26 protein-coding genes, 1 tRNA gene and 1 other RNA gene are annotated in these 25,420 nt (G+C 42.1%); 9 read left to right on the top strand and 19 right to left on the bottom strand.

Annotated elements, in window-relative coordinates; translation table 11 throughout:
• Nucleotides 1–214: 214 nt before the first annotated feature.
• From MF1_RS05410 to MF1_RS05485, 17 genes are all read right to left on the bottom strand, one after another.
• Entirely contained in the window at nucleotides 215–1,009 is a 795-nt protein-coding gene (locus tag MF1_RS05410) for a hypothetical protein (RefSeq protein ID WP_161510636.1), read from the bottom strand.
• Nucleotides 1,010–1,104: 95 nt separating this feature from the next.
• Nucleotides 1,105–2,949: a portal protein gene (locus MF1_RS05415; RefSeq protein WP_174235338.1), complete on the bottom strand. Its 1,845-nt coding sequence runs from the start codon at nucleotides 2,947–2,949 to the stop codon at nucleotides 1,105–1,107.
• Nucleotides 2,934–4,259, bottom strand: coding sequence for a PBSX family phage terminase large subunit (locus MF1_RS05420; RefSeq protein ID WP_161510637.1), 1,326 nt, complete (start codon nucleotides 4,257–4,259; stop codon nucleotides 2,934–2,936). Before MF1_RS05420 ends, MF1_RS05415 begins: the two co-directional genes overlap by 16 nt.
• 274 nt (nucleotides 4,260–4,533) lie before the next feature.
• Nucleotides 4,534–4,665, bottom strand: a complete 132-nt coding sequence (locus MF1_RS07055) for a hypothetical protein (RefSeq protein ID WP_280178034.1) — start codon at nucleotides 4,663–4,665, stop codon at nucleotides 4,534–4,536.
• A 28-nt stretch (nucleotides 4,666–4,693) separates the two neighbouring features.
• Entirely contained in the window at nucleotides 4,694–4,825 is a 132-nt protein-coding gene (locus MF1_RS07060) for a hypothetical protein (protein WP_280178035.1), read from the bottom strand.
• A gap of 440 nt (nucleotides 4,826–5,265) precedes the next feature.
• Nucleotides 5,266–5,583: a hypothetical protein gene (locus MF1_RS05430; RefSeq protein ID WP_014924439.1), complete on the bottom strand. Its 318-nt coding sequence runs from the start codon at nucleotides 5,581–5,583 to the stop codon at nucleotides 5,266–5,268.
• Between the two features lie 674 nt (nucleotides 5,584–6,257).
• A complete protein-coding gene (gene clpB, locus MF1_RS05435; RefSeq protein WP_161510773.1) occupies nucleotides 6,258–8,897 on the bottom strand; it encodes an ATP-dependent chaperone ClpB in 2,640 nt (879 codons plus the stop codon).
• Between the two features lie 844 nt (nucleotides 8,898–9,741).
• Nucleotides 9,742–9,969, bottom strand: a complete 228-nt coding sequence (gene yacG, locus MF1_RS05440) for a DNA gyrase inhibitor YacG (protein WP_082246543.1) — start codon at nucleotides 9,967–9,969, stop codon at nucleotides 9,742–9,744.
• Between the two features lie 101 nt (nucleotides 9,970–10,070).
• Nucleotides 10,071–10,754 (bottom strand): Maf family nucleotide pyrophosphatase, encoded by a 684-nt coding sequence (locus MF1_RS05445; protein WP_161510639.1) that lies wholly within the window; start codon nucleotides 10,752–10,754, stop codon nucleotides 10,071–10,073.
• A 223-nt stretch (nucleotides 10,755–10,977) separates the two neighbouring features.
• Nucleotides 10,978–11,196 carry a translation initiation factor IF-1 gene (infA, locus tag MF1_RS05450; protein WP_004857577.1) on the bottom strand — a complete coding sequence of 73 codons (219 nt, stop codon included), beginning with the start codon at nucleotides 11,194–11,196 and terminating at the stop codon, nucleotides 10,978–10,980.
• 241 nt (nucleotides 11,197–11,437) lie between these two features.
• Nucleotides 11,438–11,572, bottom strand: coding sequence for a hypothetical protein (locus tag MF1_RS07065; RefSeq protein WP_276224809.1), 135 nt, complete (start codon nucleotides 11,570–11,572; stop codon nucleotides 11,438–11,440).
• A gap of 1,489 nt (nucleotides 11,573–13,061) precedes the next feature.
• Nucleotides 13,062–13,298, bottom strand: coding sequence for a hypothetical protein (locus MF1_RS05460; RefSeq protein ID WP_161510641.1), 237 nt, complete (start codon nucleotides 13,296–13,298; stop codon nucleotides 13,062–13,064).
• Between the two features lie 452 nt (nucleotides 13,299–13,750).
• Complete coding sequence (locus MF1_RS05465) at nucleotides 13,751–14,332, bottom strand: disulfide bond formation protein B (RefSeq protein WP_161510642.1); 582 nt, start codon at nucleotides 14,330–14,332, stop codon at nucleotides 13,751–13,753.
• A gap of 10 nt (nucleotides 14,333–14,342) precedes the next feature.
• The gene (locus MF1_RS06970) at nucleotides 14,343–14,495 is read right to left on the bottom strand and encodes a DUF5993 family protein (RefSeq protein ID WP_034450541.1); all 153 of its coding nucleotides are present in this window, start codon (nucleotides 14,493–14,495) and stop codon (nucleotides 14,343–14,345) included.
• A 508-nt stretch (nucleotides 14,496–15,003) separates the two neighbouring features.
• Nucleotides 15,004–15,594: a disulfide bond formation protein B gene (locus MF1_RS05475; RefSeq protein ID WP_161510643.1), complete on the bottom strand. Its 591-nt coding sequence runs from the start codon at nucleotides 15,592–15,594 to the stop codon at nucleotides 15,004–15,006.
• Between the two features lie 10 nt (nucleotides 15,595–15,604).
• Nucleotides 15,605–15,751 carry a DUF5993 family protein gene (locus MF1_RS06975; RefSeq protein WP_034449863.1) on the bottom strand — a complete coding sequence of 49 codons (147 nt, stop codon included), beginning with the start codon at nucleotides 15,749–15,751 and terminating at the stop codon, nucleotides 15,605–15,607.
• A gap of 1,066 nt (nucleotides 15,752–16,817) precedes the next feature.
• Nucleotides 16,818–16,997: a hypothetical protein gene (locus MF1_RS05485; RefSeq protein ID WP_034453447.1), complete on the bottom strand. Its 180-nt coding sequence runs from the start codon at nucleotides 16,995–16,997 to the stop codon at nucleotides 16,818–16,820.
• A gap of 787 nt (nucleotides 16,998–17,784) precedes the next feature.
• Here MF1_RS05485 and purE point away from each other — a divergent pair.
• From purE to MF1_RS05505, 4 genes are all read left to right on the top strand, one after another.
• Nucleotides 17,785–18,282, top strand: a complete 498-nt coding sequence (purE, locus tag MF1_RS05490; RefSeq protein ID WP_042995471.1) for a 5-(carboxyamino)imidazole ribonucleotide mutase — start codon at nucleotides 17,785–17,787, stop codon at nucleotides 18,280–18,282.
• Between the two features lie 18 nt (nucleotides 18,283–18,300).
• Nucleotides 18,301–19,479 (top strand): 5-(carboxyamino)imidazole ribonucleotide synthase, encoded by a 1,179-nt coding sequence (locus MF1_RS05495; protein WP_042995472.1) that lies wholly within the window; start codon nucleotides 18,301–18,303, stop codon nucleotides 19,477–19,479.
• 1,197 nt (nucleotides 19,480–20,676) lie between these two features.
• A complete protein-coding gene (gene ykgO / locus MF1_RS05500) occupies nucleotides 20,677–20,802 on the top strand; it encodes a type B 50S ribosomal protein L36 (RefSeq protein ID WP_011181208.1) in 126 nt (41 codons plus the stop codon).
• Nucleotides 20,803–20,916: 114 nt separating this feature from the next.
• Nucleotides 20,917–21,714, top strand: coding sequence for a tetratricopeptide repeat protein (locus tag MF1_RS05505; protein ID WP_161510644.1), 798 nt, complete (start codon nucleotides 20,917–20,919; stop codon nucleotides 21,712–21,714).
• A gap of 92 nt (nucleotides 21,715–21,806) precedes the next feature.
• Here the strand turns inward: MF1_RS05505 and MF1_RS07070 are convergent, their stop codons facing one another.
• The gene (locus MF1_RS07070; protein WP_276224810.1) at nucleotides 21,807–21,932 is read right to left on the bottom strand and encodes a hypothetical protein; all 126 of its coding nucleotides are present in this window, start codon (nucleotides 21,930–21,932) and stop codon (nucleotides 21,807–21,809) included.
• A gap of 528 nt (nucleotides 21,933–22,460) precedes the next feature.
• Between MF1_RS07070 and ssrS the strand changes: the two genes are divergently transcribed.
• The 4 genes from ssrS (at nucleotide 22,461) to MF1_RS05525 (ending at nucleotide 24,731) form a co-directional block, all read left to right on the top strand.
• Nucleotides 22,461–22,619: non-coding RNA, 6S RNA (gene ssrS / locus MF1_RS05510), on the top strand.
• 152 nt (nucleotides 22,620–22,771) lie between these two features.
• Nucleotides 22,772–23,380, top strand: coding sequence for a 5-formyltetrahydrofolate cyclo-ligase (locus tag MF1_RS05515; protein WP_161510774.1), 609 nt, complete (start codon nucleotides 22,772–22,774; stop codon nucleotides 23,378–23,380).
• 3 nt (nucleotides 23,381–23,383) lie between these two features.
• Nucleotides 23,384–24,220, top strand: a complete 837-nt coding sequence (locus tag MF1_RS05520; RefSeq protein WP_014924450.1) for a TIGR00282 family metallophosphoesterase — start codon at nucleotides 23,384–23,386, stop codon at nucleotides 24,218–24,220.
• A gap of 271 nt (nucleotides 24,221–24,491) precedes the next feature.
• Nucleotides 24,492–24,731 carry a 5-formyltetrahydrofolate cyclo-ligase gene (locus MF1_RS05525; RefSeq protein WP_161510645.1) on the top strand — a complete coding sequence of 80 codons (240 nt, stop codon included), beginning with the start codon at nucleotides 24,492–24,494 and terminating at the stop codon, nucleotides 24,729–24,731.
• Between the two features lie 158 nt (nucleotides 24,732–24,889).
• Here MF1_RS05525 and MF1_RS05530 read toward each other — a convergent pair.
• Nucleotides 24,890–24,964 (bottom strand) — tRNA-Thr (locus tag MF1_RS05530).
• Nucleotides 24,965–25,128: 164 nt separating this feature from the next.
• On the opposite strand from MF1_RS05530, the gene MF1_RS06655 reads away from it, so the two are divergent.
• A complete protein-coding gene (locus tag MF1_RS06655) occupies nucleotides 25,129–25,281 on the top strand; it encodes a hypothetical protein (RefSeq protein WP_167535272.1) in 153 nt (50 codons plus the stop codon).
• Nucleotides 25,282–25,420: the final 139 nt, after the last annotated feature.

The following is a 25,420-nucleotide window of genomic DNA, read 5'->3' on the forward strand; positions in this document are numbered from 1 at the left end:
TATTTCTCTCGTTCCTGCTTTGAAAAGTGTTCTCCCTGCACTTTTGCGTTGAGAGGTTTTTCTTGCTCTTTCTGCTTCAATGATCTTTTTCCAAGCTTTTTCCTTTTAGAGATTTGCCCATGGTCCTCTTCAGAAATCTTCCCCCTGCGTTCTCGCCTTCAGACCTGCACATACGCATTTCAACTTTAAGAAGGCTCCTCACGCATGCTTGTTTTTAGAGCTCTCCTCCCCCCATTAAACGATTAAAAGCAGCTTTATTTTTGGGATCAGTAATCCAAGTACTAAATTCTGCTTCCGACATTTTGTCGAGCATATCCAAAGAAATAGGCCCATTTGGAGCTAAACCGTTATAGGCAGCAAGTGTGCGTGCAGAATTGTGCCTTTCCTGAAAATTCTCACTGATATTATTTGGAGCATTTGTGTAGCCAATTTTTTTCGCAATATCGTAGATCACTTCAGCTGGATTTTTATTTTTTTGCGCACAAACTTGCAAGATCTGCTTCAATTCATGACCAATCACTGCATCAACAACCTTTGGATCGGCCATTTCAGGGTAGAGCGTAGCACAAGCAGCCAACTGTCTCGCCCTGGTCTCATAAATAAAATCGGCAGCTTGATCAAAGTCATGATGCTTTTGTTTAACAGCGCCCACGGATTGCTGATAAAAAGCGTGCAACTGCTCTGCTTCTGGAACCTTGGAAGTGATTTGTTGTTTTGTGTGCAACAATCCTTGTTGATGGAGTGTTTTACCCAACCATTGCATATAGCCCATGAAGTCTTTTTGTGGATCTGGTGGTGCATCCGCCTCTAGCACCTTTTGGACATCTTGGGATTGCCCGCTTTCTCGCTGTGCTGGCTGTTGTTGATCGATCTGCTGAAGTCCTTCGAAATTTGCTCCAAGTGTTTTTTCTCCCTGCGCAAATTTACAGTCTTCTTCCTCTTGTGTTGTAGAAAGAAAATCCTGTTTCAATTGGTTTTGTTCTGCAGGGGTTAAATGTTCTTGATCCATAGTGTTGGCCTTTTCTTTTCCAGATAATAAGATGATGTTTTTTTCAGATGAAACAGCTTATTTTTGCGCATTTTTCTTGTGCAAAATGGTCTACATTATACGCTCGATTTGAGCATTTGCAGGATTTCCCCTCCAGCAGAAGTGCTGCCCTGTGCTGGAACATTTTGCCCCTCTTGGACAAGACTTTGGTTTTGCGCCTTTAGAGCAATTTTTTGAATAAGGGATGCTGGCAAAGGTGAATAGCGTAAGAGATCGAGCATAATCTCTGGAGTTATAAAATTTTGCATTAAAGGCATCAGTTGCATAATGACAGCAAATGTCCGGTCTTTTTCATTAAGACTTGTTGGTGCATCATCGACCACCACATCATATTCCAAACTTGTCACCATTTCGCGTGTTAATGGGACATATTGAGCATTTTCCTCACCAGCGATACGGACCAAACGTCCATCGGAAAGATAATTTTGAATGAGATAGAGAATAATTTTTCCCTGTCGTTGCCGATATCGACGCAAACCATCAAAGAAAGAAGCCAACAAATTGAGAGATGATTGGCGGCGTTGTTGTTCAAGAATTCCTGGTTGGTTTACCGCCCGTGTTCCAATAAATTCAGAGGACAACCCTGTCACTTGTTCGATAGCCCCCTTTGCCTCATTAAACAATTGGAAAAAGCCTTGAGGAAATTGTGCCACAGGTTTAGGCTGGATTCTTCCACCGGACACAGCACCACTTTTAAGCCAAGTAATGCTGTCTGCTCTAGCCCAGCTTTCGGTTGCTTGTCGATCATCATCGAAAGCATCGCGTTCTGCCATGATTCCGCCTTTTGATTGACTATTGAGCAAGTGCATGATTTGGCTAAAATATTTATTCGCCCAGCGTTGCGGATCTTTTGTTGGCCTGACAATCCCATAGAACTGTCGGCTTAACTTATCAAAAGTTCCGGTAATACACTCCCACCCTAATTGATTGTGTGGAACCAATGGTTTATCAGGGATTTCAAGCAATTTTTTTCCCAAGAAGGCCCGTTTGACAATTTTTCTGGTCAATTTTGTTGCTGGAAGATTTTGGAAATTTTTACTAAGATTTTGGAAATCCTGCTTAGAATAATCGGTAAACTTACCGGTTATTGGATTGAGGACTTTATAAACAACCTCCCTTTCAAACCACCTGCATTCAGCCAAGGTTACCATTTTGGGTCTGTGCATACTCCCTTCATGATCGGCCTGTCCATTGTAGCTTCCTCCATTATAACTTTGCGTATCTCTGTTTCCAGTTGGGGACAAAGAGCTGTAATGTTCGACCCAATCAGCATGAAGATCACTCCAATGGACATTTGGAAACATTTCTTGAGCAACGTCCAGAGGTTTTTCATCAATATACCATACGCGCTGTGCATCAATCAGATTGGGTTTGACAGCACTTGCATCCCAGACCATTTTCATTGGGTCCAGTCGTGCAATCACGGGTTTTCCTTGAGGATCCTCGTCATAATCAAGTCTGGTATCTGTCCATCCCATTCCGCAAATGATTGCGTCTTGAAAAGCATCGGAATCTTCGTATTCGCCATCGGCTTCGTCACGAAACCATTCGGCAACCCCAGTAAGGATTTGGTTAGCGAAGGCAGCCCCTTCTTGTCTAGGAATGAATTGGACTTGACGTTTATTATTTCGCTCGGCTCCCACGACGGCATTGATCAAAGGTGCAATACGATTAAAAGTCATCACGGGTCTATTTTGTTCTCGCAACACGGCGAGATCTTGTGCATTCCATTGCCTTCCATTGTAAAAATCATAGTCTTCTTGGGCATTTTTTCGCCATTTCTGGACATGTGTCATATCCTCCTGATACCAACCGATCAGTTTTTTAAAGAGTGCCTGATTTTCGATGGTTTCAAGTTGATCAAAAGAATCTGTAGAAGTTTTCATTAAAAAGCCATCCATGAAGTTTGAGAATACTGAGAAGGACGATAGGAATTTTTCTGAGGTCGGGTGTTTGGCTGTTCATAAGCGACACACATAAGTCCAAAGCTATCGGCACCATGGCTTGCCCAATCATGCTCAGCGCCTAATCCAATATTGCGTTGTTCGTCGCGTTTTTCATGATACCATGCCAGTGCTTTTCGTCCTGCATGTGTTGTTTCGCGGTTAAACCATATAGCAGGAAACAATCGCCTTACAGCTTCGATGCGCATTTTCACGGCCCCAATCCCTTGATTAGGGATCACTTTGGTTTGAAACCCGGCTTGTTGGAGAGCACTTTCAAAACTGACATTATAGACGCGATCTTTGGTTGCGCCATCATGTGGCAAAACCATAAGAGCTTTCTCATAACCTCTTTGAAAGACCCATCCGACATGCTCTGCAAGAGGTTGTCCTTGTGCTTCATAATAGTCCAGAACTCGGATTTCACGTCCAATAAATTGTGCCACCCACAAAGCGGTAGCATCAGCCTTTGCACCTGTTCCTCCGATATCCCAAAAGATTTTGATCTGCATCAGGGGATCCCGTGGAACATTTGTAATGCGTCCTTCCAGCTCAGCTTCAAGAAGTGCTTTTTGGTAATAAGCGCCTTGAACGGATTGGAGATATTCTCCTTCCCAAATATGGTTATAGTTTTCTGGTCTTTGTTGCAAATCGGCCTTTCGATCTCGATTGAGTTTTTGGGGGAAGAGAGGATTATCACGCCAATTGATTTCGGCACCTTTGATATTGGGATTTTCGACATTTCGGAAACGTTTTTCGACAGGTGCATTTTCGCGGCAAGGGTTCCATGTCACCCATAATTCAGCATTCCAGTCTTTTCCTTCTTCGCGCAAAGTTGGTATGAGGGTTTGCCAAGCGGTTTCGGTAACGGGTTCAGCTTCATCAACCCAGCAAAGGAAAACTCGTCCCATTGATTTAATACTTGCGATATTGCGATCAAGACCGGCAAAAACATAGATGATGCGTCCATCTTTTGATTTGATATATTTATCGCCGATTTCATAATAGTCTTGTAGGAAAGGGTATGCTTCAATTGCGCGTTTAATTTCTTCCAACGAACTTTCATTGAGAGAATTTTGAAATTGCCGTGCACAAAGGATAATACCTCGTTCTCCAGCCTTCCCATGTCGATATCCCATCACAGCAGACATCAAGGCAAAAGAGCGGGTTTTTCCAGATCCACGTCCTCCCCAAGCAGCACGTACATCAGCTTTTCCGGTAAAAACGGGAATAAGCTTTGGAATGAGAGCAATCTGAGCAGTTATCATTGTAAAGTTTTATGATTGAGAAAGAGAGTTCCCTTTCTCTTTGTATTTTTGAGTTCCTACTGAACAGTGGTTTAGAAGCAATCTGCCTGATCTGCCTAATGATTGTTCAAGAACGCTGTTTTATCCTAAGGATGAATCGGTTACCTCTTTAGTCTACCAGACACATGGACGATCACCCCACCATTGTGCAATATGGAATGAATCATCGTGCATCACAAAAGACTTCTAAGTACCTGATAAATTTGGTGTGCATCATGGAGAGCATCAATAATCATCAAAAGACGCACCACATCCCCGCGCGTGCCCAGACACCAGTTCCCCCCCAGGCACCAGTTCCCCCCCAGGCACCAATTCCCTCAGACACCATCCCCTCATGCAGGCACCCCCAGACATTTATGATCTCCAAACATCATATCTCCCAAATACCAGTGTCCTCATGCACCACAATCCTCAGGCACAACAATCTTCGCAGGCCGTATCCTCCAAGCATCACGCCCTTCAAGCTCTGCACCCCAGAGACCATAACACCCCGCAAGCATCACACCCTCAGAAACCAGGGTTGCCAAGCTCCACAATCCTCAGACACTAAGGTCTTCAAGTCCTACATCCTTTGAATTAATCTACACAATCTCGATCTCAGCACGCAAACCTGTTTTGACATCAGCCCCTGCTTCTCCAGTAACTTGCAAAGGCAAGATCTTTGCGAATAATAAAAACAGCAAAAAAACACCATCCCCTCATGCAGGCACCCCCAGACATTTATGATCTCCAAACATCATATCTCCCAAATACCAGTGTCCTCATGCACCACAATCCTCAGGCACAACAATCTTCGCAGGCCGTATCCTCCAAGCATCACGCCCTTCAAGCTCTGCACCCCAGAGACCACAACACCCCGCAAGCACCGCACCCTCAACCACCACGTTTCTCAGGGATCTCACCCCCAAACACCAGGCTCTCAAATACCACATCCCCCAGGAACCACGATCTTCAGGAACCACGATCTTCAGGAACCACGATCTTCAGGAACGGTATCCTTTGAGACAACTGGCACAATCTCGACACGCGAAACTGTCTTGACATTGCTTCCATCTTCTCCGGTAACTTGTAAAGGCAAAATCTTTGCCAAAAGCGAAAAAAAAGGTACGGGATTATTAAGTGCATGATATTGAAGATAAGACACCAGCCCATCTTCACCATAATGATATCCAGCTTGCTCAGCAGCTGTAAGAAGGGCTTCATTAAACTGCTTTGTTGTTTTATTCAAAGCACCTTTTGGCCGGTTTCTTCGACGTAAAGAAAGACAACGTTCATCTGCCATCATTCTGTTCCTTCAAATAAAGAGGAACTGATTCCATGACCTGAAAAATGGCATGAAAATCAGCAACAAAATTTCAAGAACAACCAACAACACATAATCCTGCAAAGATTATTTAAGCGACCCCCCTTTCCAGAGAAACACATTCTTTAGAAATCTCTCTTATCAATTACCCGAAAGCCCTTTAATTATACGAGAAAGTTTACTCGATAACACAATAAACCCCCGCGAAGCAGAAACAGTATCCTTGTAAGACTGTGTTCCTGTAACACTATTTCACTATAAGCTTGTCACTGGATCATTAGCAGTTTTAAATTGGAGAGTCTTTAACTTGAAAGGATGCCTCCTTCCTATTTAGGAAAGGACACGATCGATATAAATCGATATAAACCCTGCTTTCGCAAGATAATGCTCTAGAAAGCTTTACGAAACAGCCATCGTTTACAACAGCCATCGTTTACAACAGCCATCGTTTACAACAGCCATCGTTTACAACAGCCATCGTTTACAACAGCCATCGTTTACAACAGCCATCGTTTACAACAGCCATCGTTTACAACAGCCATCGTTTACAACAGCCATCGTTTACAACAGCCATCGTTTACACATGGTCTACCCACATACACTAGGATTCCCATGACGTACAATTCCCATTGTATCATTATGATACCTTTTCAGATTTACCTTGTCAACTTTTTTCTGTTCTCACTGTCATTTTTTTCAGCGTCATTGGGTGTTTCTTGGGTTTCTGGCAGAAAGACTAGCCGGTCACCTTCTTTTGCGATTGTCACGGTTGTTTCATCATAAATTTTTCCAAATAAGATATTTTCCGCGAGAGGATCTTGAATTTCTTTTTGGATAATGCGTTTGAGAGGTCGCGCACCATAAAGGGGATCATAGCCTTTATGGGCAAGGAATTGCCGTACTTCTGGTTCGATATGCAAGGTTATTTTGCGTTCATTGAGCAAATTTTGCAAGTGCTGTATCTGGATATCGACGATTGCTTCCATATCCTGACGTTGTAATCTCTGAAAAAGGATAATTTCATCAATACGGTTAAGAAATTCGGGACGGAAAGCAGCTTTTACGACATTCATGACATCATTTTTTGCCTGATCGGTTGTTTGTCCTTCAGGCAGTGCAGTTAAAAATTCAGCACCAAGATTTGAGGTCATAATAAGCAAGGTATTGCGAAAATCGACGGTTCGTCCCTGGCTATCAGTCAATCGTCCTTCATCAAGCACTTGCAGCAAGAGATTAAAAATATCGGGATGGGCTTTTTCAATTTCGTCGAACAGAATGACCTGATAGGGTCTTCTGCGAACAGCTTCAGTCAGCACTCCCCCTTCTTCATATCCGACATATCCGGGCGGGGCGCCAATCAGGCGTGCACCGGCGTGTTTTTCCATATATTCGGACATATCAATGCGCAACATTGCGTTTTGGTCTTGAAAGAGGAAAATGGCGAGCGCTTTGGTTAACTCAGTTTTTCCCACACCGGTAGGACCGAGAAACATAAAGGAACCGATAGGACGATTTGGATCTTGCAGCCCGGCGCGTGCACGCCGTACGGCGCGGGAAACAGCTTGAACGGCTTCGCCTTGTCCCACCACACGCGTGCTAATTTCATCTTCCATACGTAAAAGTGCCTCTCGCTCTGCCTCGAGCATACGATCAATGGGAATACCAGTCCAGCGTGAAACGATGCGCGCAACATGTTCAGCAGTGACAGTTTCCTCGACGAGATGATTTTGTTGGTCATCATTTTCAGCCATGCTCAATTGTTTTTCAAGCTCAGGAATAACACTATAAGCAAGTTCTCCGGCTTTTTGGAATTGTCCATTACGCTGTGCGATAGCCAAAGCATTACGTGCTTCATCAAGTTGTTTTTTCAAATCGGCAGCATGTCCTAATTTTTGTTTTTCGGCCTGCCAAGCTGTTGTCATTTCGGTAGATTTTTGTTCCAATGTGTTGAGTTCATCTTGCACGATTTTCAGACGTTCTTTTGCTGTTGGCTCCACATCTGTTTTCAAGGCTTCACGTTCGATTTTCAACTGTAAGATTCGCCGATCGATAGCATCGAGTTCTTCAGGTTTCGAATCGACTTGCATGCGCAACCGCGCCGCGGCTTCATCAATAAGATCAATGGCTTTATCGGGCAAAAAACGATCAGTAATATAACGATTAGACAGTCGAGCTGCAGCGATCAAAGCACTGTCCGCCAAACGTACTTTGTGATGTTGTTCGTATTTTTCTTTAATGCCGCGCAAGATAGAGATTGTATCGTCAAGGGTTGGTTCAGGCACAAAAACAGGTTGGAAGCGGCGCGCTAAAGCGGCATCTTTTTCGACATATTTGCGATATTCATCAAGGGTCGTCGCGCCTACACAATGGAGTTCTCCGCGTGCAAGAGCGGGTTTTAGCAAGTTAGAAGCATCCATAGGGCCATCGGATTTTCCAGCCCCAACGAGATTATGCAACTCATCAATAAAGAGAATGATTTGCCCGTTTTCGGCCTGCACTTCAGCAAGGACAGCTTTGAGGCGTTCTTCGAATTCACCGCGATATTTGGCGCCAGCGATAAGCGCTCCCATATCGAGTGCATAGAGTTGTTTATCGCGCAAAGTTTCAGGGACATCACCATTAATGATACGCAGTACCAAACCTTCAACGATGGCAGTTTTTCCCACACCGGGTTCACCGATCAGCACGGGATTATTTTTGGTGCGTCGTGAGAGAACCTGAATAGTGCGGCGAATTTCCTCTTCGCGTCCAATAACAGGATCAAGTTTCCCTTCGCGTGCATTTTTTGTCAGATTACAGGCATATTTTTGCAAAGCATCATACTGGCTTTCGGCATGGGGGGTCGTTGCTTTTTTTCCTTTACGCAGAGCATTAATAGCCTGATTGAGGGCTTGTGGGGTTAATCCTGCTGTTGTTAAAATATCAGCTGTTTTTGCAGTTTTTTCCATGATAAGTGCTTGCAACAAGCGCTCCACGGTTACAAATTGGTCACCTGCTTTTTGTGCAAGATCTTCTGCCATATCGAAGACTTTTGCCAACGGCTGGGAGAGATAGAGTTGCCCATTTCCGCCCTGCACTTTTGGCAAAACATCGAGGGCTTCTTTGAGCGCCTTTTGAATAAGGGATAAATCACCGCCAGCTCTTTGGATCAAAGAGGCAGCTAAACCTTGAGAATCCTCTAACAACACCTTAAGCAAATGCTCAGGCATAAACTGCTGATGATCAGAAGAGAGAGCTTTGTTTTGTGCTGTTTGTAGAAAACCTTGAAGCCGTTCACTGTATTTTTCCAGGTTCATTTTTTTTCCTTTCTTGCCCCACCACCACCGCACTTTAAATTCCCCAGAACATTCGGAAAGGATCGACAAAACCACACCAAACAGCGCAAACGACGCAGCATGAAGAATAACCGTAGTGCGACAATAGATATGGGCTCTAATAAGAACGAGTACAAGAGGGAAAGCATGATAGAAAGGAGAAACAACGGCAAAAGGAAGCAGCAACGAAAAGAGCCGTAGCGAAAAGCACGAGGACAGAGAAAAACGATAGGAGGAAAAAATGATACGAGGAGAATCATTGCGAAGAAAAAGCAAAGAGAGTCTTATTGACAAAAAGAGCGGCAATATTCTGTTTTCAATATCTCACTTTCAATGCACAATCTTCTTCCTGGCTTAAACATCTGGCTCCCTTAACTCAAATATCCAAGCCCTTTCCCAACTTCACTCCCCTTATTAAACCCTGGGCCTGGTTGTTTGGCTCCCAATGCCCAGCTCTTCCAGCTCAAACACCCCCATTCCCTGGGCTTCAAACATGCATTTCCCTTAGCTTTAAAATCGGGTTCTTTCCCCAACTCAAACGCTCAACTCTCCCGGTTTGAACATCTGGCTCCCTTAACTCAAACATCCAGCCCTTTCCCAACTTCACTCCTCTTATTAAACCCTGGGCCTGGTTGTTTGGCTCCCAATGCCCAGCTCTTCCAGCTCAAACACCCCCATTCCCTGGGCTTCAAACATGCATTCCCCCTAGCTTTAAAATCGGGTTCTTCCCCAAATCAAACGCTCAACTCTCCCAGTTTGAACAACCGATCCTTCCTCAACCTGAAAAACATGGTTTTCAATACTCTTGAAGACCTTACTGCCCTTTTTATTTTTCTTCATCAGTTTTTTGCAGCGGTGGCGGAAAGATATAAGAGCCTGAAAGCCATCGGTTCAAATCGATTGCCTGGCATCGTGTTGAACAAAAAGGGTAGACGTTTTGTTGTGCCATCTGACCACAAATAGGACAAGGATGCGGAGGACGGGTTGGAGATGTCTTTTTTTCTATTAAATTCGGTTTTTTTGGCATTCGATACATCTGTGTTATTTGTTGCATGCCTTCACTGTTTGTTCTAATGTTGCTTTTTTTCGTTTTGCTTTCTCTGTTCTTCTTGTTTTTGCTCCTGTTCAATTGGTTTTGCAAGTCGATCAGTTTCTTTAGAGCGTTTTTGCAACCCAATGAGAGAGAAGCGGGTACTGATAAGCCGTCAGAAGATCCATTGTTTCAGCCAAAGGTAACCCCACCACATTGGAATAAGAGCCAGCGATATGGACAACAAAAGCAGAAGCTTTTCCCTGGATAGCGTAGCCACCAGCCTTTCCTTCCCATTCTCCAGAATTAAGATAAGCTTCCATTAGGCTAGAAGTCAACCGTCTAAAACGGACACGACTTTCGACCAATTTTACGGTTATTTTTCCACATTCATTCAATACACAAACGGCACCATACACCTTGTGAGAACGCCCGGAGAGGAAGCGCAAACATTCATAAGCTTCGTCTTCGCTCTCTGGTTTAGGAAGAATAACACGCCCAACAGCCACCACAGTATCAGCAGCCAAGATAACAATTTTCTGCGCTGAGGCGTTTGATTTACTGTTTTGATTACACCATAGAAAAGTTTCTCGCGCTTTAAGGGCTTTTTCCTTTGCCAAACGTTTTGCAAGATTTGCGGGATGTTCTCTTAATTTTGGTGTTTCATCGATATTGGTTGCATAAACCTGATGAGGATCAAGACCTATTTGCGCTAAGAGTGCCAAGCGACGTGGCGAAGCGGAAGCAAGCACCAACTGAATTTCTTCCAAACAGGTTTTTTTAAAGAAGGTTTCCCTTATGTTTCCCATTGCCGCCCCCTCAGAATAATTTCAAACCTCCAGCAAATTTATTTTAGCGTCACTGGATCTTCTTTTGTGATACCCCTCATATTCTTTACGCACTCATTTTACGTATTTCCAAAATGATTTTATTTTTTGCCTTTTTTTCCTTTTATAGTCTTTAAAAAAGATAAAGGTAGGTATTTTAGGAACAATACTGCAGCACTTACAGCAAACAAAAACTACCCATGAGCTACTTATAACGATATGTAATACGTCCTTTTGTCAAATCATAAGGGGTCATTTCAACCATGATTTTATCACCTGCTAACACACGAATACGATTTTTTCGCATTCTTCCAGCGGTATGAGCAATAATTTCATGATCATTTTCTAGCTTCACACGAAACATCGCATTAGGGAGGAGTTCAGTCACAATACCAGAAAATTCCAAAACTTCTTCTTTTGACATAAATAATCATTTCCTTTATCTATATTATAGCTCACGCGTTTTTTGAGCTACGCGTCATTTTTCAGCGTTCATACTCTATTTTCTTGGTTTTGTGAATAAAAATTCAATGGGAAGGAAAGGGTTTTTCTTTTTGTATTTGTGCCCTGATGATCTTTAAAAAACTTTAAGAAATCTATGCGTATGACCTTTTAAGCAGGTTGAGATACACTTTCCGGGCACTCTCTAACGGCACCTCTTCAGCTTATTCATCATACATCTCCAGCCTCCTCTCTACACTCCCATCCTTTCGCATACTCTTTGCCTTACTCTCTACCCCACGACATCCAGTTTCACCGCCAACCATTTCACCAAAAACCAACTCTTCAGAAGCTAGCACATCAGCAGCAATCAACCTCGTAGCTTAATCTTCGTAAAATCCCCTTTCTCTTTGTATTTTGAAGGGTAGGAAATTGATTTTAAGATGTCATTCAGCTCTGCTCTGCGCAGGCATTTTTTATGAACCAACAACCAACTTCACCGGCAACTATCTCAACAAAAATCACACCACCAGCAGCCATTCAACCGTCAACCACCTCATCCTTTCGCATACTCTTTGCCCTTATTCTCCACCCCATCGACATCCAGTTTCACCGGCAACCACCCCACCTCATCAAAAACCAACCTTTACCAGCCCCCTTCACCGCAAGTCAGTCTATCTTTCATCCTCTTCATCCCATTCTCCAGCTGATCCTTCACTCACCCTTTCAACCCGCACACTATGCTATTTTTACCTCATACTTCAGCCCATTCTTTACATTACATTTTGTAAGGACGTTCATCATGCGTAACCCCTCTTTTTCCCCTTTTATGTTTTTAAGATTTTACAGAAAATAGTAGAGCAGTATAAAAAACAGTACAAAAACGCATTACAGGATAACACCTAAAAAGCTGTCTTTAAAAACCCTATAGCTCCCTCTTTAGAAAAACCCCATCTGTCAACTTGTCAACTGTTATTCTTGAAGCTTTTACACCTTTGTGTTATTTGCATAAATCAACCAAGATACATAAAAAAAGCACGCGTTTTATCTTTCAAGTTGTTCTGCGATCACGCACACCACCCCACAAGCAACGCATGCTTCAAGAAATCCCTTAAATCTCTCTGCTCCTCTATCAAAACCCTCATCCTCTAGGATTAATTCTGTAAGAAGCTGAGAACAAAGCACTTTTTACGTACTTGAGCAAGAAACGAAATGAAAACCCTGGGTTATTGGTATTTTAAAAGACAGTTTTACAGAAATACAGAAAAGAGTATAAAATGAAACACGACGATCAGTTTTTAAGTTTGTCGATGAAAAAGCTTTTTATAGAAATGCGCAGCTTATAGATATTCTCCTCTTTAAAAGAGGGCATTTTACGGCAAAAACACCCCTCACTTCCTTAGCATTCTCACGCTGCATAAAATGTAAACGATATAAATAAATTTTTGATATTTTTAGAGAAACACTTTTTTCTTAAGCATGAAAAATGCTCTTCAACACTCTCTCACCCATTTATGACGACAAAATTGGATAAGAGCATTTTTCAAGAACTTTCAAAAATTCCAAGCTTAAGGGCATTTTTTTGACTCTGAAGACGAGCGCCATCTTTTTTGGCTCTGGAGTTATCTTTAGCTCTGCTCTTGAGGATGGCTAATGTTTTTCTCATTGTAACAAACACCTGTGCTCTTGTCTCGCCCCGCTTTTCAGTCTGCACAGCTTGGTTTCAATCCAAGATCCTTGAAAGATTATCGTAAGAATAACGCAGGATGGATAAAACCATTAGAAGAGTTAACCATTTCCTGCAAGGAACATTTTCACCCCCTTCATTGTCAAGGCCTTCTGTCTTGATCATCTTTCCATTTTTATCAAAAAAATTGCAGCCGGCTTAGGCAATTTCGCATGAAAATTGCGCTGTTTCACGTCCATGATTTTATTGTGCACTCCCTGTTTCACACCTGCCGAAAGCTTCACCACCATTACACGGCCAAAAAGCTGCACATTGGTATGATGAGGCAAACTTGCTTGGAGAATAAAACCTTTTTGCCTTTTATTGCTACAAGCGTAAGCATTTAAACGATTGAACACTACCAAAGCTGTTTAGGCATGCTTCACACTCATAAAACCCTTAAAAGATGGGTCCTTGTTTAACATGAAAAATCCATGAATAAATCTCATCGCTAAAGTGAAAAAATCTGCCATCCCAATAAAACCGACTATCCTTATGACATAAAAAAATAATCCGCCGACAAATACTCTCTCCCCACCCAAAATCTTTGACGTGCAAAAGTCTTTTGTTTTGTTACCGTGATCTCCCCTTTCGGCACACAGAATTCCTAGATTGATCGAACAGGACGACAAATCAACCGAGCACACTTCAATGGTCGGTTTTAACAAAAGTGCAAAAACCTCCCCAGGAGCTCAAAAACCTAAATCAATTTGCTCTCAAAAGCTTTTGTAAAAAAGAGGCAGCGCTCTTGAGAGCGCTGCCTCTTTTTTACAATATTAAGATATACAAATAGAAAGCTTATTGAAAAAACTTAAGAAGAAGATGGAAACCAGTTTGACAACAACTCATATCTTACAGGATCGTTGGCGCACTGCCCCCCTCCACATTCAAGCACAGTAGAAACCAAGTTTGCTGCAATTAAAAAGATAAAGAGAAAACTTGCCGCTCCACTCAGGAGTGGGAGAGGGGAAAATACCTTAAATTTGTGCGCCAATTCACTTAAAATCATAATGAAGGTAACCGCAAAAATACAAAGGACTGCAATAAGGAAAGCCCAAGTATAAAAATGCAGTCCAAAGAATGTTGAACCGTATCCAAGATCATCTGGTGTGATATGTAAAAACACCTGACGAGCAGCAATAACACTGGTTACCATACAACCAAGAATAACCATCCCATAATGGGTATTTTTCACCTTATGGTGAATATTGAGAAGAAACCCACAGCCTGCAAGTATCAAACCAACGCGTTGAAGAAGACAAAGAGGGCATGGCAACTCAAATTTTACCAATTGATAATAGAAAGCCACTAACAGGACGGTGGATAATCCGATAAGTCCCAACACATTCATAAATGTGATGAAATGAGGGTTTTTTTGTTCAACATGTTCCATGATTATTTTCTCAAAAAGATAGGTTTAAAGTAGAAGTCGCATGGTGATTAAAAGTAAGAAGAATGACAATGAACAGAATTACCCACAGGGCGTAGCTTATATTTTTTTTGCCATATACAGTCGTTATTGCTGTACCTAAAGCGATTAAAAACGGAACAAACATTACTAAAGTCTCCTTTCTTATAAGGTGTGGAACATATCGCAAAATTAGGCAAAAAAGAGATGGCATTTTTTTATTCACAATTTAGTCCAATTCATTATGGTGGTTTATTGTCGTTCACGACCACAGAAAAAAATGAAATAGAGAAGTTGCTAAAAGGGAATTTCAATAAGAGTATTTAACCGTGCTCTGCTTTTTCCAGCAATCAAAAGAAAATATTTTCACCCTAACCATGAAAAAATCATTCGAACGGCAAAATAAATATCATTCACTCAATATTGAGATTTCTACATCTTTCTTTTTGCAAAAAATATCTTTTTTAACTCATTTTTGCCACCAAAATCCCCCAGTTGTCACAAAGCGACGGTTTAAATTGCAATACTGGCTGCGTATTATGCCCCTTGACCTGGCCCTTAGTAAACAAACCTGGCCTCTTAGTAAACAAAAAAATGATGAAAATTCTTGATAAGAGATACAGATTGAAAGTTTATGGAAATTATGGAAAAAACCTTTAAGACGAGGAAGAAAACCAATTCGACAACATTCCATATTTTACGGGATCATTGGTGCACAGCCCAGTTCCGCATTCAAGTATGGCTGTAAGCAAGTTTGCTGCAATCAAGAAAACAAAAAGAAAACTTGCCATTCCACTCAGCCGTGGGAAAGGGGAAAACACTTTAAATTTGCGCGTCCATTCACTTAAAATCATGATGAAGGCAACCGCAAAAAGACAAAGACCTGCAATAATGAACGCCCAAATATAAAGACGCAGCCCAAAGAGCGTTGGACCATCTCCAAGATCACCTAGCGTGATCTGTAAAAAAATCTGCCTGGAGGCAGAGATACAGATTACCATACAACCAAGAATAACCATCCCATAATGGATCTTTCTCACCCTCAGATGAATATTGAATAAAAACCCACAACCTGCAATGATGAAACCAAGGCGTTGAAGAAGACAAAGGGGGCATGGCACCACAGACGGTGCAGGCTTTGTCAGTTGATAATAGAAAGCCATTAACAGGACAGTGGATAATCCAATAAGTCCTAACACATTCATAAATGTGACAAAATGATGGTTTTTTTGTTCGACATGTCTCATGAATATTCTCTCAAAAAGACAAGTTTAAATTGATATGATGATTCAAAGTAAGAAGAGTAACAATGAACAAAACGGCCCAGAAAGCATAACTTATGTTTTTTTTGCCATAGATAGTCGTTATTGCTGTGCTTAGAGCGATTAAAAACGGCAGAAACATGTAAAATCTCCTTATTTAACGACAGTAATTTATCAAAAAATTAGGCAAAAAAGTGGCGAATCACTTAATTTATTCACAACCATTCTTCTTTCCTATGACTCTGGAAAAAACAATGACGAGAGAGGCTTTTAAAATGAGTTTCAAGAAAGGTATTTAAGCGCGCTCTGCCTTTTCCAGTAAGAAAAAGAAGATATTTTCACCCTAGCCATAAAAGGATTATTTAAACAGCAAAATAAGTATTATTCTTTTAAAATTGAGATTTTACGTCAAATATCCTTCTTTTTGACTTATTTTTGCCAGAGAAATCGCTCACCTATCATTTAAAGGGATGGTTCGAATTGCAAAAATAACTGCAATGATGATTATTGTTTGCCCTTTTAGAAAAAAAACGATGAGAATTGTTGAAACTCTTACAAAAAGATGAAGAGTTTTTTCTTTCTGCAATCTCCCCTAGGAGACGGATCAGAAGGAAGCTGTTTTTCAAGGAATAATGAGGGGAATAATGAGGAATGCATCAGGAAAAACCGTTTGCGCATAAGCAAGAAGGGTGTTGTTTTACCCTGTAATCCTGGCATCTTTTCCGCACTCCCTCTCCTGTGCGCATCCCTCCAGCGCTCCCTCTCCAGTGTTCACCCTCTAGCGCTCATCCTTCCCCAAAAGAACCAGACAAGTTTCCCGCTCTCCTGCCCGAAGCAGAAGAGCTTTCAGCCCGAAGAACTTCTCGAACCAGAAGAACTTCCCCCTCTTGAACTTGTCCCAAGCACATCCTCCACGAGCTGCCTCCACGTCCCCCACTTCATCACGCACACTGGCTCCTTTCCCCCCATTAAGCATAACACCCCACCCTATAGATGTTCATAGGGGCCTTCCCATGAGAGGTGTCATCATCTGTGAACACTCCTCTCTTGTCTGCCTCTCCTAGGCACATCTCCTTCCCCCAAACACCTTAAGTAGAAAGCAATAATAAAGCAGGTTGGGCATTTTGTATCTCTCTTAAGGAGCCATCCACCACCTTACAAAAGGTCTTGAAATTTGCATCCTTCCGTTTGTTGATGGCAAAAGATTCTCAACCATGCTGTTGCACAACAGAAAAATCATCGCGGAGATATTTCTTCGCCAAATTTTCCGCCATGTACTCTGCAGCCTTTTGCGATGTAAAGAGAACTGCCTTGTGTTTTTGTGGTTCCAGTTTGATCTTATTTTGGGTATTTCCAGCGTAGTAAAGAAGAACTTCCCCCAAACACATCCTCCACGTGCTGTCTCCATGTCCCCCCCTTCATCAAGCACACTAACCCCTTTCCCCCCATTAAGCATAACGCCCCACCCTATAGGTGTTCATAGGGGCCTTCCCATGAGAGGCGCCATCACCTGAACACTTTTCTCTTGTCTGCCCCTCCTAGGCACATCTCCTTCCAGCTTTGACCCTTTCACCAAAAGTCATCTTCCAATAAAAACATTGCAGAAACTGATTCATCCCAAGACAGACACACATCAAGCCAATGGGCAAAGGGTCTTAAATCGGCTCTTTAGGTTAAGTTATTTTGTTGTCTTTCATATAAAAATATAAAAAGGCAGCTGCCCAGGATCTCTCCCTCAAAGCCTGTTTCTCTAAAAACGCCCTTAGCCCCTGTCACCCCTCTCTCCAAACAGCTTTCCAGAAATCTTCCCCCTCTCAGCAGAGCAGTTTTCTTCTTAGCGCCGATAAAGCGCGCCTTGTTTCCCTTTCTTTTTCGCCCCCTCTGCTCCACTTAGAAGGCAGAGGGGCTTTGAACACACCATTTTCTCCCTTAAAGCTCTCCCTTAAAGCTCTCTCTTAAGGCTCTCTCTTAAGGCTCTCTCTTAAGAGAGTCCCGCAAACATACTCTTTGAAACAAAGAGTTTTCTATCGTTTGCTGTTCTTGCAATCTTTCACTTAACCCTAAAACGAAATAAAAAACTTTTGTTCTGTTATTAATTGACTTTGCAAAGTGCGTGTAAAACTCTTAAAAAATGAAAAGGAAAGAATCGCCTTGAACACTTGAAAAGGATTTAGAATGACGAACAAATCATGTGACGTAGCGATTTTAATGGGTAGCCAATCGGATTGGCAAACGATGCGCCATAGCTCGGATATTTTGACGTGTCTTGATATTTCTCATAGTTCGCAGATTGTTTCAGCCCACCGAACACCAGAACGACTTTACCAATTTGCAAAAGGGGCGAAAGCGGCAGGTTTTAAAGTCTTGATCGCCGGCGCTGGAGGTGCAGCCCATCTTCCTGGCATGCTAGCAGCACTTACTCCACTTCCTGTTTTTGGAGTTCCAGTGCATTCACAGTCTTTATCCGGAAAAGATTCTTTGCTTTCAATTGTGCAAATGCCTGCAGGAATACCGGTTGGCACGCTGGCGATTGGCAAAGCAGGCGCAATTAATGCAGCGCTTTTAGCAGCAGCAGTTATGGCAGTTTATGATGATGATTTGGCACAACGGTTACAAGATTGGCGTCAGCAACAAACAGCCAATGTCGCGCAAATCCCTACAACTGAGATTTAACGGCAACTGAGGTTTAAAATGACAGACTCTTCCAACATTTTGCCTTCTCCCAGTTCCTCCTTCTTGCCCAGCATATCCTCCTCACCCAATGCAACGCCTTCCACTAACATTCTCCCTTCGGGAAGCGTGATCGGTTTAATAGGCGGAGGACAGTTAGCACGTATGTTAGCCATAGCGGCAGCAGAATTAGGATTTCGAACGGTTGTTTTTTGCCCTGAGCCGGATTGCCCAGCGGCACAAACAACGAATGACCATATTGTTTCACCCTATGATGATTATTCAGCATTAGATCATTTTATTTCTCTGTGTGATATTGTCACTTATGAGTTTGAAAATCTTTCCCTTCAAACGGTTCAATATATAGAGAGAACCAAGCATGTTTATCCTTCTTCCAAGGCTTTAGAGATTACGCAAGATCGGCTTTTTGAGAAGCAATTTTTGCAGGAAATAGGTATCCGCACGGCATTGTGGCATGCTGTTGATAATCGTTCTTCTCTGCTTTTGGGACTTTCTGCATTAGGTGGTCGTGGTCTTTTGAAAACCCGCCGTTTTGGCTATGATGGGAAAAATCAGATGATGCTAAATCATCCGAAGGAAGAAGCCATAGAGGAAGCCTTCACGATTTTTGAGGGACAGCCGTCGATTTTGGAAGAAATTGTTCCTTTTTTATCGGAGATTTCGGTTCTCTCGGCACGCACAAAGCAAGGGAACCATATTTTTTATGATTGCCCTGAAAATCAGCATAAAAACGGCATTCTTCATAAATCATTTGTTCCATCGCGTGTTCCGCTTTCGGTGCAGAAGGCTGCGCAAGAAATAAGCGTAACAGTTATGGACGCTCTGAATTATGTTGGTGTTCTTTGCATTGAATTTTTTGTCTTAATAGATGGTACCCTTTTAGTGAATGAATTGGCACCTCGCGTCCACAACTCTGGTCATTGGACGCAAAAAGCGTGCGTCACTTCACAATTTGAACAGCATATCCGCGCCCTATGCGGTCTTCCTTTGGGCAGCACATACCGTCACAGCAATTGCGAGATGATCAATCTTCTTGGCAGCAATCTCAACGATTTCAAATATTTTCTGACGCAAGAGCGCACATCGGTTCATTTATATGGCAAAAATCCTGTTCAGCCGACCCGCAAAATGGGGCATGTCATCCAATTAACGGGCCCAGTCACCAAATCTGAACAGTGACTTATGCTCAAAAATACATGTCATCATAATTTTTTAACAAAGGCGAATCTTTCTCAACAATACCCATCAAGTATTCCAGCTTAAGGGCGGGCACCAAAATGCCAAAAAATCCCCCCAAGGATGCTCAAGGATACATCCAAGGATCTCTTTCAAAACACCTCCTCCAATATCACCCGAACGCCCCCTCGAGAACATCTCTCCAGAATCTCTTTCTCAAAGCCTGTTTCTAATAACGCCCTTAGCACCTCTCACGACTCTCTCCAAACAACGTTCCAGCAATCTCCTCCCTCACAGCATAAGCATAGCAGCTCTCTTCTTAGCGCAGGTAAAGTCCGTGTTATCTCTAGTGTTTCTTTCTTTTTGTCCCTTTCCTTAGATTATAGGATACCTGCTCATATCAATCGTCTATGCTTGTTAATTTTACGATGCGCTCTTCTTGGGTTGAGCACCAGGCAATATTAACCTTAAACGCCTTCGACAGATGAACACAAAAAAAGGAATACTCAACAATAATGAAAAACTCCCACATTTTGGTGCATAATTACCGAAAGATATGATCACGAAATTTGGCTCATCCAGGCTCATCCAGTACTGATACAGCTTGGCATCGTATAGCTGAACAGCTTAGCCTATCTCGTATAGCATTTTTAAGGTTTTCAATGGAAAAGCTGCTAACCGCCATGAACTCTAATCTCGCTATCAAGCTTAAAGGGGTTAACACTGCATCAAGCTCTTAGCGCGCTATGCAAAAAAACTATAACTGAGCACAGACTTAAAAACCTAAGCAGTCTAAGATACGTCCTCTTTACACGAGTCCACGCGAGAACGCACTTTTGGTTTTTTGTATATTTTTTGTTCTTTCTCTTCCGTGTAAGACATCATAGGGCCTATGTAAGGGATAATCGCTTGACAAGAATAAGTCTTTTTGTTAGAGGAGATATAATTTTTTACAATTCTCACTTATTCGTTGTGCTAATGAAATATGTTAATCCGTACCTTTGTTGTGAGGTGCGTTTTGCTTTTATAATCACAGTGAAAAAGTGGGGAGCACGGTGTTATAACGCAATAACAGATTATAACAGACTGTTGTTTATTACGGTGCTATCTCTTACGGCACAGTGTATGTGTATGGTATTGAGATGACATGTTTAAAGTTAGAGCATTGCGTGATAGGAATATTGATAAACGGTGAGTATGATGAAAATTAAAAATTCGCTTAAAGCACTGAGAGAACGTCACCGTAACAATCGTTTGGTGCGTCGTAAGGGTCGTGTTTATATCCTGAACAAAACGAATCCCCGTTTTAGAGCGCGTCAGGGTTGATGGTTTTTGTGCTTGCTTTTTTGCGGGCATTAAACCTTTTTCGTTTCGTTGGAGGTTTGTCTTTAGGATTGCGAGTTCCTTGTTTGATATCTCATCTTTTGACGACTTGTTTTTATGAAGTTTTTTATCTTTTTAAAAGCTTTGCGAATGCGGGATTTTTGTATTTTCCGACAAAGTTTCTTGCTTTTTTTTAGGGTTTTTTTCATTGCTTTTGTAAGCAACTTTTGCTTGCTTTCTCTCGGATACGGACAAAGTCCTCCTTCACTTCCTTCAGATCCTCCCTCTCCCCAATTGCTTTTGTCCCTGGATGATCTGATACCCAACGAGCCATCTTCATCACCAGCTCTCCCTCATTCTGATTCGACAGCGATCCTTCTTAAGGATTTTGACTCAGCACACCAATCCCATACTCAAAGAGCTGAGCAAGACAAAGAGGCAGAAGTTTCACGCTTACTCAAGGAATTGAAATTTTGTGCCAATGTTCAGGAAGCGCAAATGATCAGTCGGCAACTTCAGCGTTTGTGGTCACAATCAGGCAGTGAGACGATTGATCTTTTGATGACGTGGGCTGAAAATGCCATCAACGCTGACAATTATGGTGTTGCCCTTGATTACATTGATAATGTCCTTGCGCTTTTACCCACTTATGCTGAAGCCTGGGTAAGACGTGCTTGGATTCACATTCAATTGAGTGATTTTAAACTTGTTATGCTTGACCTTTATCATGCTCTCAAACTTGAACCACGTAATTATATAGCACTTTTTGCGCTTGGAGTTACCATGGAAGCGACGGAACGTCCAGGACTTGCCCTTAAAGCCTATGAAATGGCACTTCAATATTATCCGCAAATGCAGAAGCTTCAAAAGCGCATTGAAATCCTTTTAGAACAGCAATCACCACAAGCCCTCTGAATTCTTTAGAGAGATGTGTCGTTTAAGCCGATAATTAAGGAACACGAGAAATATCTGTTTTTTCCTTTATCATTTTGAATGAAACTCTTTGTTTAAACAGTTAAGAGTATCATCTCTGTTTTTGGATGAGGTTTTTGACCAAATTTTATCCCTGCTTCTGCTGCAGCAGTCAAAATCTGAATGACCATTTTTCCCAATTCGTCAATATATCCAAACAACAGAAAATACTTTATATGTTAGCTTTAATGTGCCTTATATCATCGTTTTGATAGGCAGTATTTTACGGCACAAGGAATAAGTATAGCTTCTGTGTCATCAAGAAGTTTTTTTCCATGAAACTGTAACAACCTTCCCCTCACGATACAGTTCCATAACGATATTAACCCTTAAAGCTTCAGAGATAAAAGAAAGTTCACTCTTAGGAAATGGTCTCGCAAAATAGCGCGCATTATACAACCGACTCCTCAATAGAATGAATTCAACTGCATATTTAATAAGCAATACAAAAATACTTGAGACTGCAATCTCTCCCATCCTTCTTCTTTTAATTTCAAATGAGCGTTTACATAGGATGTGTTTTTGCCAATGACCATTATGGTATGAGAATCTTTTATCAACGCATTCTGGTGATGCGTTGTTTCATTTCGATTTTGAGATGATGATGAAAAAGAAAGTAAAACAAAAGAATTGCATTAAAGGCCATTTTATCTCTAGTAAAAAATTTCAAATTATTTCATAATAAGAGTGGTGTTCTGCGCTTCTCGACAGGAAATAACATATCCTGAGACCTTAGTGATCTCCAAGGGAGCTGTCCCTGATCAAGCCCGTGGGCTTTTTCATATGGCGCCCACCTATTTTGTAGGTTCCCGGGATCAACTTTTTCCATCGGTCGTTGTGGATCACCACTTTTTTGGCAAATGAAGCCCATCGTTATCGTTCTTTTTCACATGAAATAAATCACTATAATCTTTTTAAAAGATTTGTGAGAGCTTTTATGGGCTTAGGCTCTTTCATTTTGTTGCACCTTGTCGCTATTTATGGAATGCTTGGTGAAGCAATGACACAAAATACAAAAAACCCACACTCTGCTTCATTGGTCCGATCACAATTACGCAAGAGCAGTTTGTCGCGTCGTGATGCGCTGTCAGCACAAGACCGCGCTCTCTTTTCGCAGCGCGCCTGTTCTCACTTCATGCATGTCCTTGAACAAAGAGGGGAAGATTTTTCGCGCATGATTCTGGCAGGCTATTGGCCCATTAAATCGGAAATAGATCCCCGTCCTCTATTTGATGCTATAACGTTCCGTGGTGGGCGCTTAGCATTACCGGCAGTGCTTGATTCAACCACCATGGTTTTTCGTACATTTTCACAGAGCACGGTTTTAGAACCTATGCGTTTTGGCACATTGGGTCCTAGTACAGGAAATGCAATTGTTGTCCCAAGCCTTATTATTGTTCCCCTTTCGGCGTTTGACAATCAATGTCATCGTCTTGGTTATGGAGGGGGATACTATGATCGGGCTGTTAAAGCTCTTGAAAAACAAGGGCATCAGATTAATTTATGGGGTTTAGGCTTTTCGTGTCAGGAAGTTTCGTCGATTCCCCATGCAGAGCATGATCTGGTTTTGCAGGGAATTTTTACAGAAAAAGGTTTCTTAAAGCGTTAAAGTATGATTAAAACGCCCATGCGTTTTTTATTTTTAGGTGACATTGTCGGAACAACGGGCTGTCGGGCTGTTTTTGAACAGCTGCCGCAGCTTATTGAAAAATGGCAGCTTGATTTTGTTGTCGTGAATGGTGAAAATGCTTCTGGTGGTTTTGGTATCAGCCAGGAGATTTATCAAGATCTTTTAATGGTCGGTGTTGACGTTGTGACAACGGGCAATCACGCTTTTTCATGCAAAGAAACATTGTACTATGCGCATGAGAACGATCGTTTTTTACGTCCAGCCAACTTTTCTAAGGAAACTCCAGGAAGGGGTTCGGGTGTTTTTACGGCGAAGAATGGAGCTCGTGTCCTTGTTGCGAATCTTTTAGGGAAAGTTTTTATGCCGTGCAAGGTCGATGATCCGTTTGAAACAGCTGAAAATATTCTGTTCGCCTGTTCTTTGATGGAGCAAGCAGATGCGATTATTTTTGACTTTCACGCAGAAACGACGAGTGAGAAGCAATGTTTTGGGCATTTTCTTGATGGTCGTGTCAGCGTTATTGTAGGCACCCACACACACACTCCAACGGCTGATGCACAAATTTTAGAAGGAGGCAGTGCTTATTTGTCGGATGCGGGGATGTGTGGAGATTATAATTCGTCGCTTGGGATGGATAAGGAAGAGCCTTTACACCGTTTTCTTTATCAAAAGAAGCAGGATCGTTATGAGCCAGCGCGAGGTCCTGCAACACTTTGCGGTTTAGCGGTTGAAATTTCCAATCGAACAGGATTAGCCGAAAAGGTCTCAGCGGTACGGATTGGTCCCCATTTAAAACCTGAGAGTCCAGATTTTTGGTAACCTCTCTTCGGGGAAACATCCCTCTTTGGGGCAACGACACCTCTTTGGGGAAACGGCGCCTCTTTGGAACGCCTTCTTTAGCATTTCGATTCTTCTAGACAGTTCTCCTCGATGATTTATTTAGCAAGCCTTATAATTGTTCCCCTTTCTGCGTTTGATAATCAATGGCATCGTCTTGGACTAGGGAGGGGGGATACTATGACGGGCTAAAGCTCTTAAAAAACAAGGGTATCAGATTGAGCATTTCGATTCTTCTAGACAGTTCTCCTCGATGATTTGTTTAGCAAGCCTTATAATTGTTCCCCTTTCGGCGTTTGACAATCAATGGCATCGTCTTGGACTAGGGAGGGGGGATACTATGATCGGGCTAAAGCTCTTAAAAAAACAAGGGCATCAGATTAATTTATGGGATTTAGGCTTTTCGTGTCAGGAAGTTTCGTCGATTCCCCATGCAGAGCATGATCTGATTTTGCAGGGAATTTTTACAGAAAAAGGTTTCTTAAAGCGTTAAGGGAGGCATTTCCTTTCGCGATTTTCTTTGAAAAAAGTTTTTCTCGGGTAAGATCCTTACTGATGGACATTTCCGAAGGATTTTTCTTTATCCCCCTTCGGGGGTAGCCTTTTTGTTGAAGATCTGCAAAAAAACGTCTAAACAATGCCGCTAAGCAATGGTGCTGCGAGAGAGGATTGAACTCTCGACCTCTCCCTTACCAAGGGAGTGCTCTGCCACTGAGCTACCGCAGCATTTTTTCAACCTTTGCGCTGCCTTGTGCCATATTGTCTTAAAATAGGCAAGAGAGCATTTCTGTATTCTTGAAAGAAAACACGTCTTGTGTCATGACATAAATTCCTTATACAACAGCAATGGATTGCTTAAAGAAGTTCAATACTGTTCAAAGGGTTGCGCGATGATACAAATGCATCAAAACCAAAAGCAAGAAAAAATGAATCACCAAGAGCAAAAGGCGAAACAGCGTCAGGAAAGACTGGCGAAACAATTGCGCCAAAATCTCAAACGCCGAAAAGAGCAAAGTCGAAAAAGGGCGCAAACAGAACTCTAAAAAGAATACCTCTTACAGCATCTTTGCAACCAAACCTCTCAATGATTCGTTCTAACATTTGGAATTCGTTTTAAAACCATAGCATTCATTCTAAAACCATAATAAAGAATAACTTCCCAAGGGGAAAAAACCTTTGGAA

It is taken from the genome of Bartonella quintana (assembly GCF_009936175.1).
GTDB lineage: Bacteria > Pseudomonadota > Alphaproteobacteria > Rhizobiales > Rhizobiaceae > Bartonella > Bartonella quintana.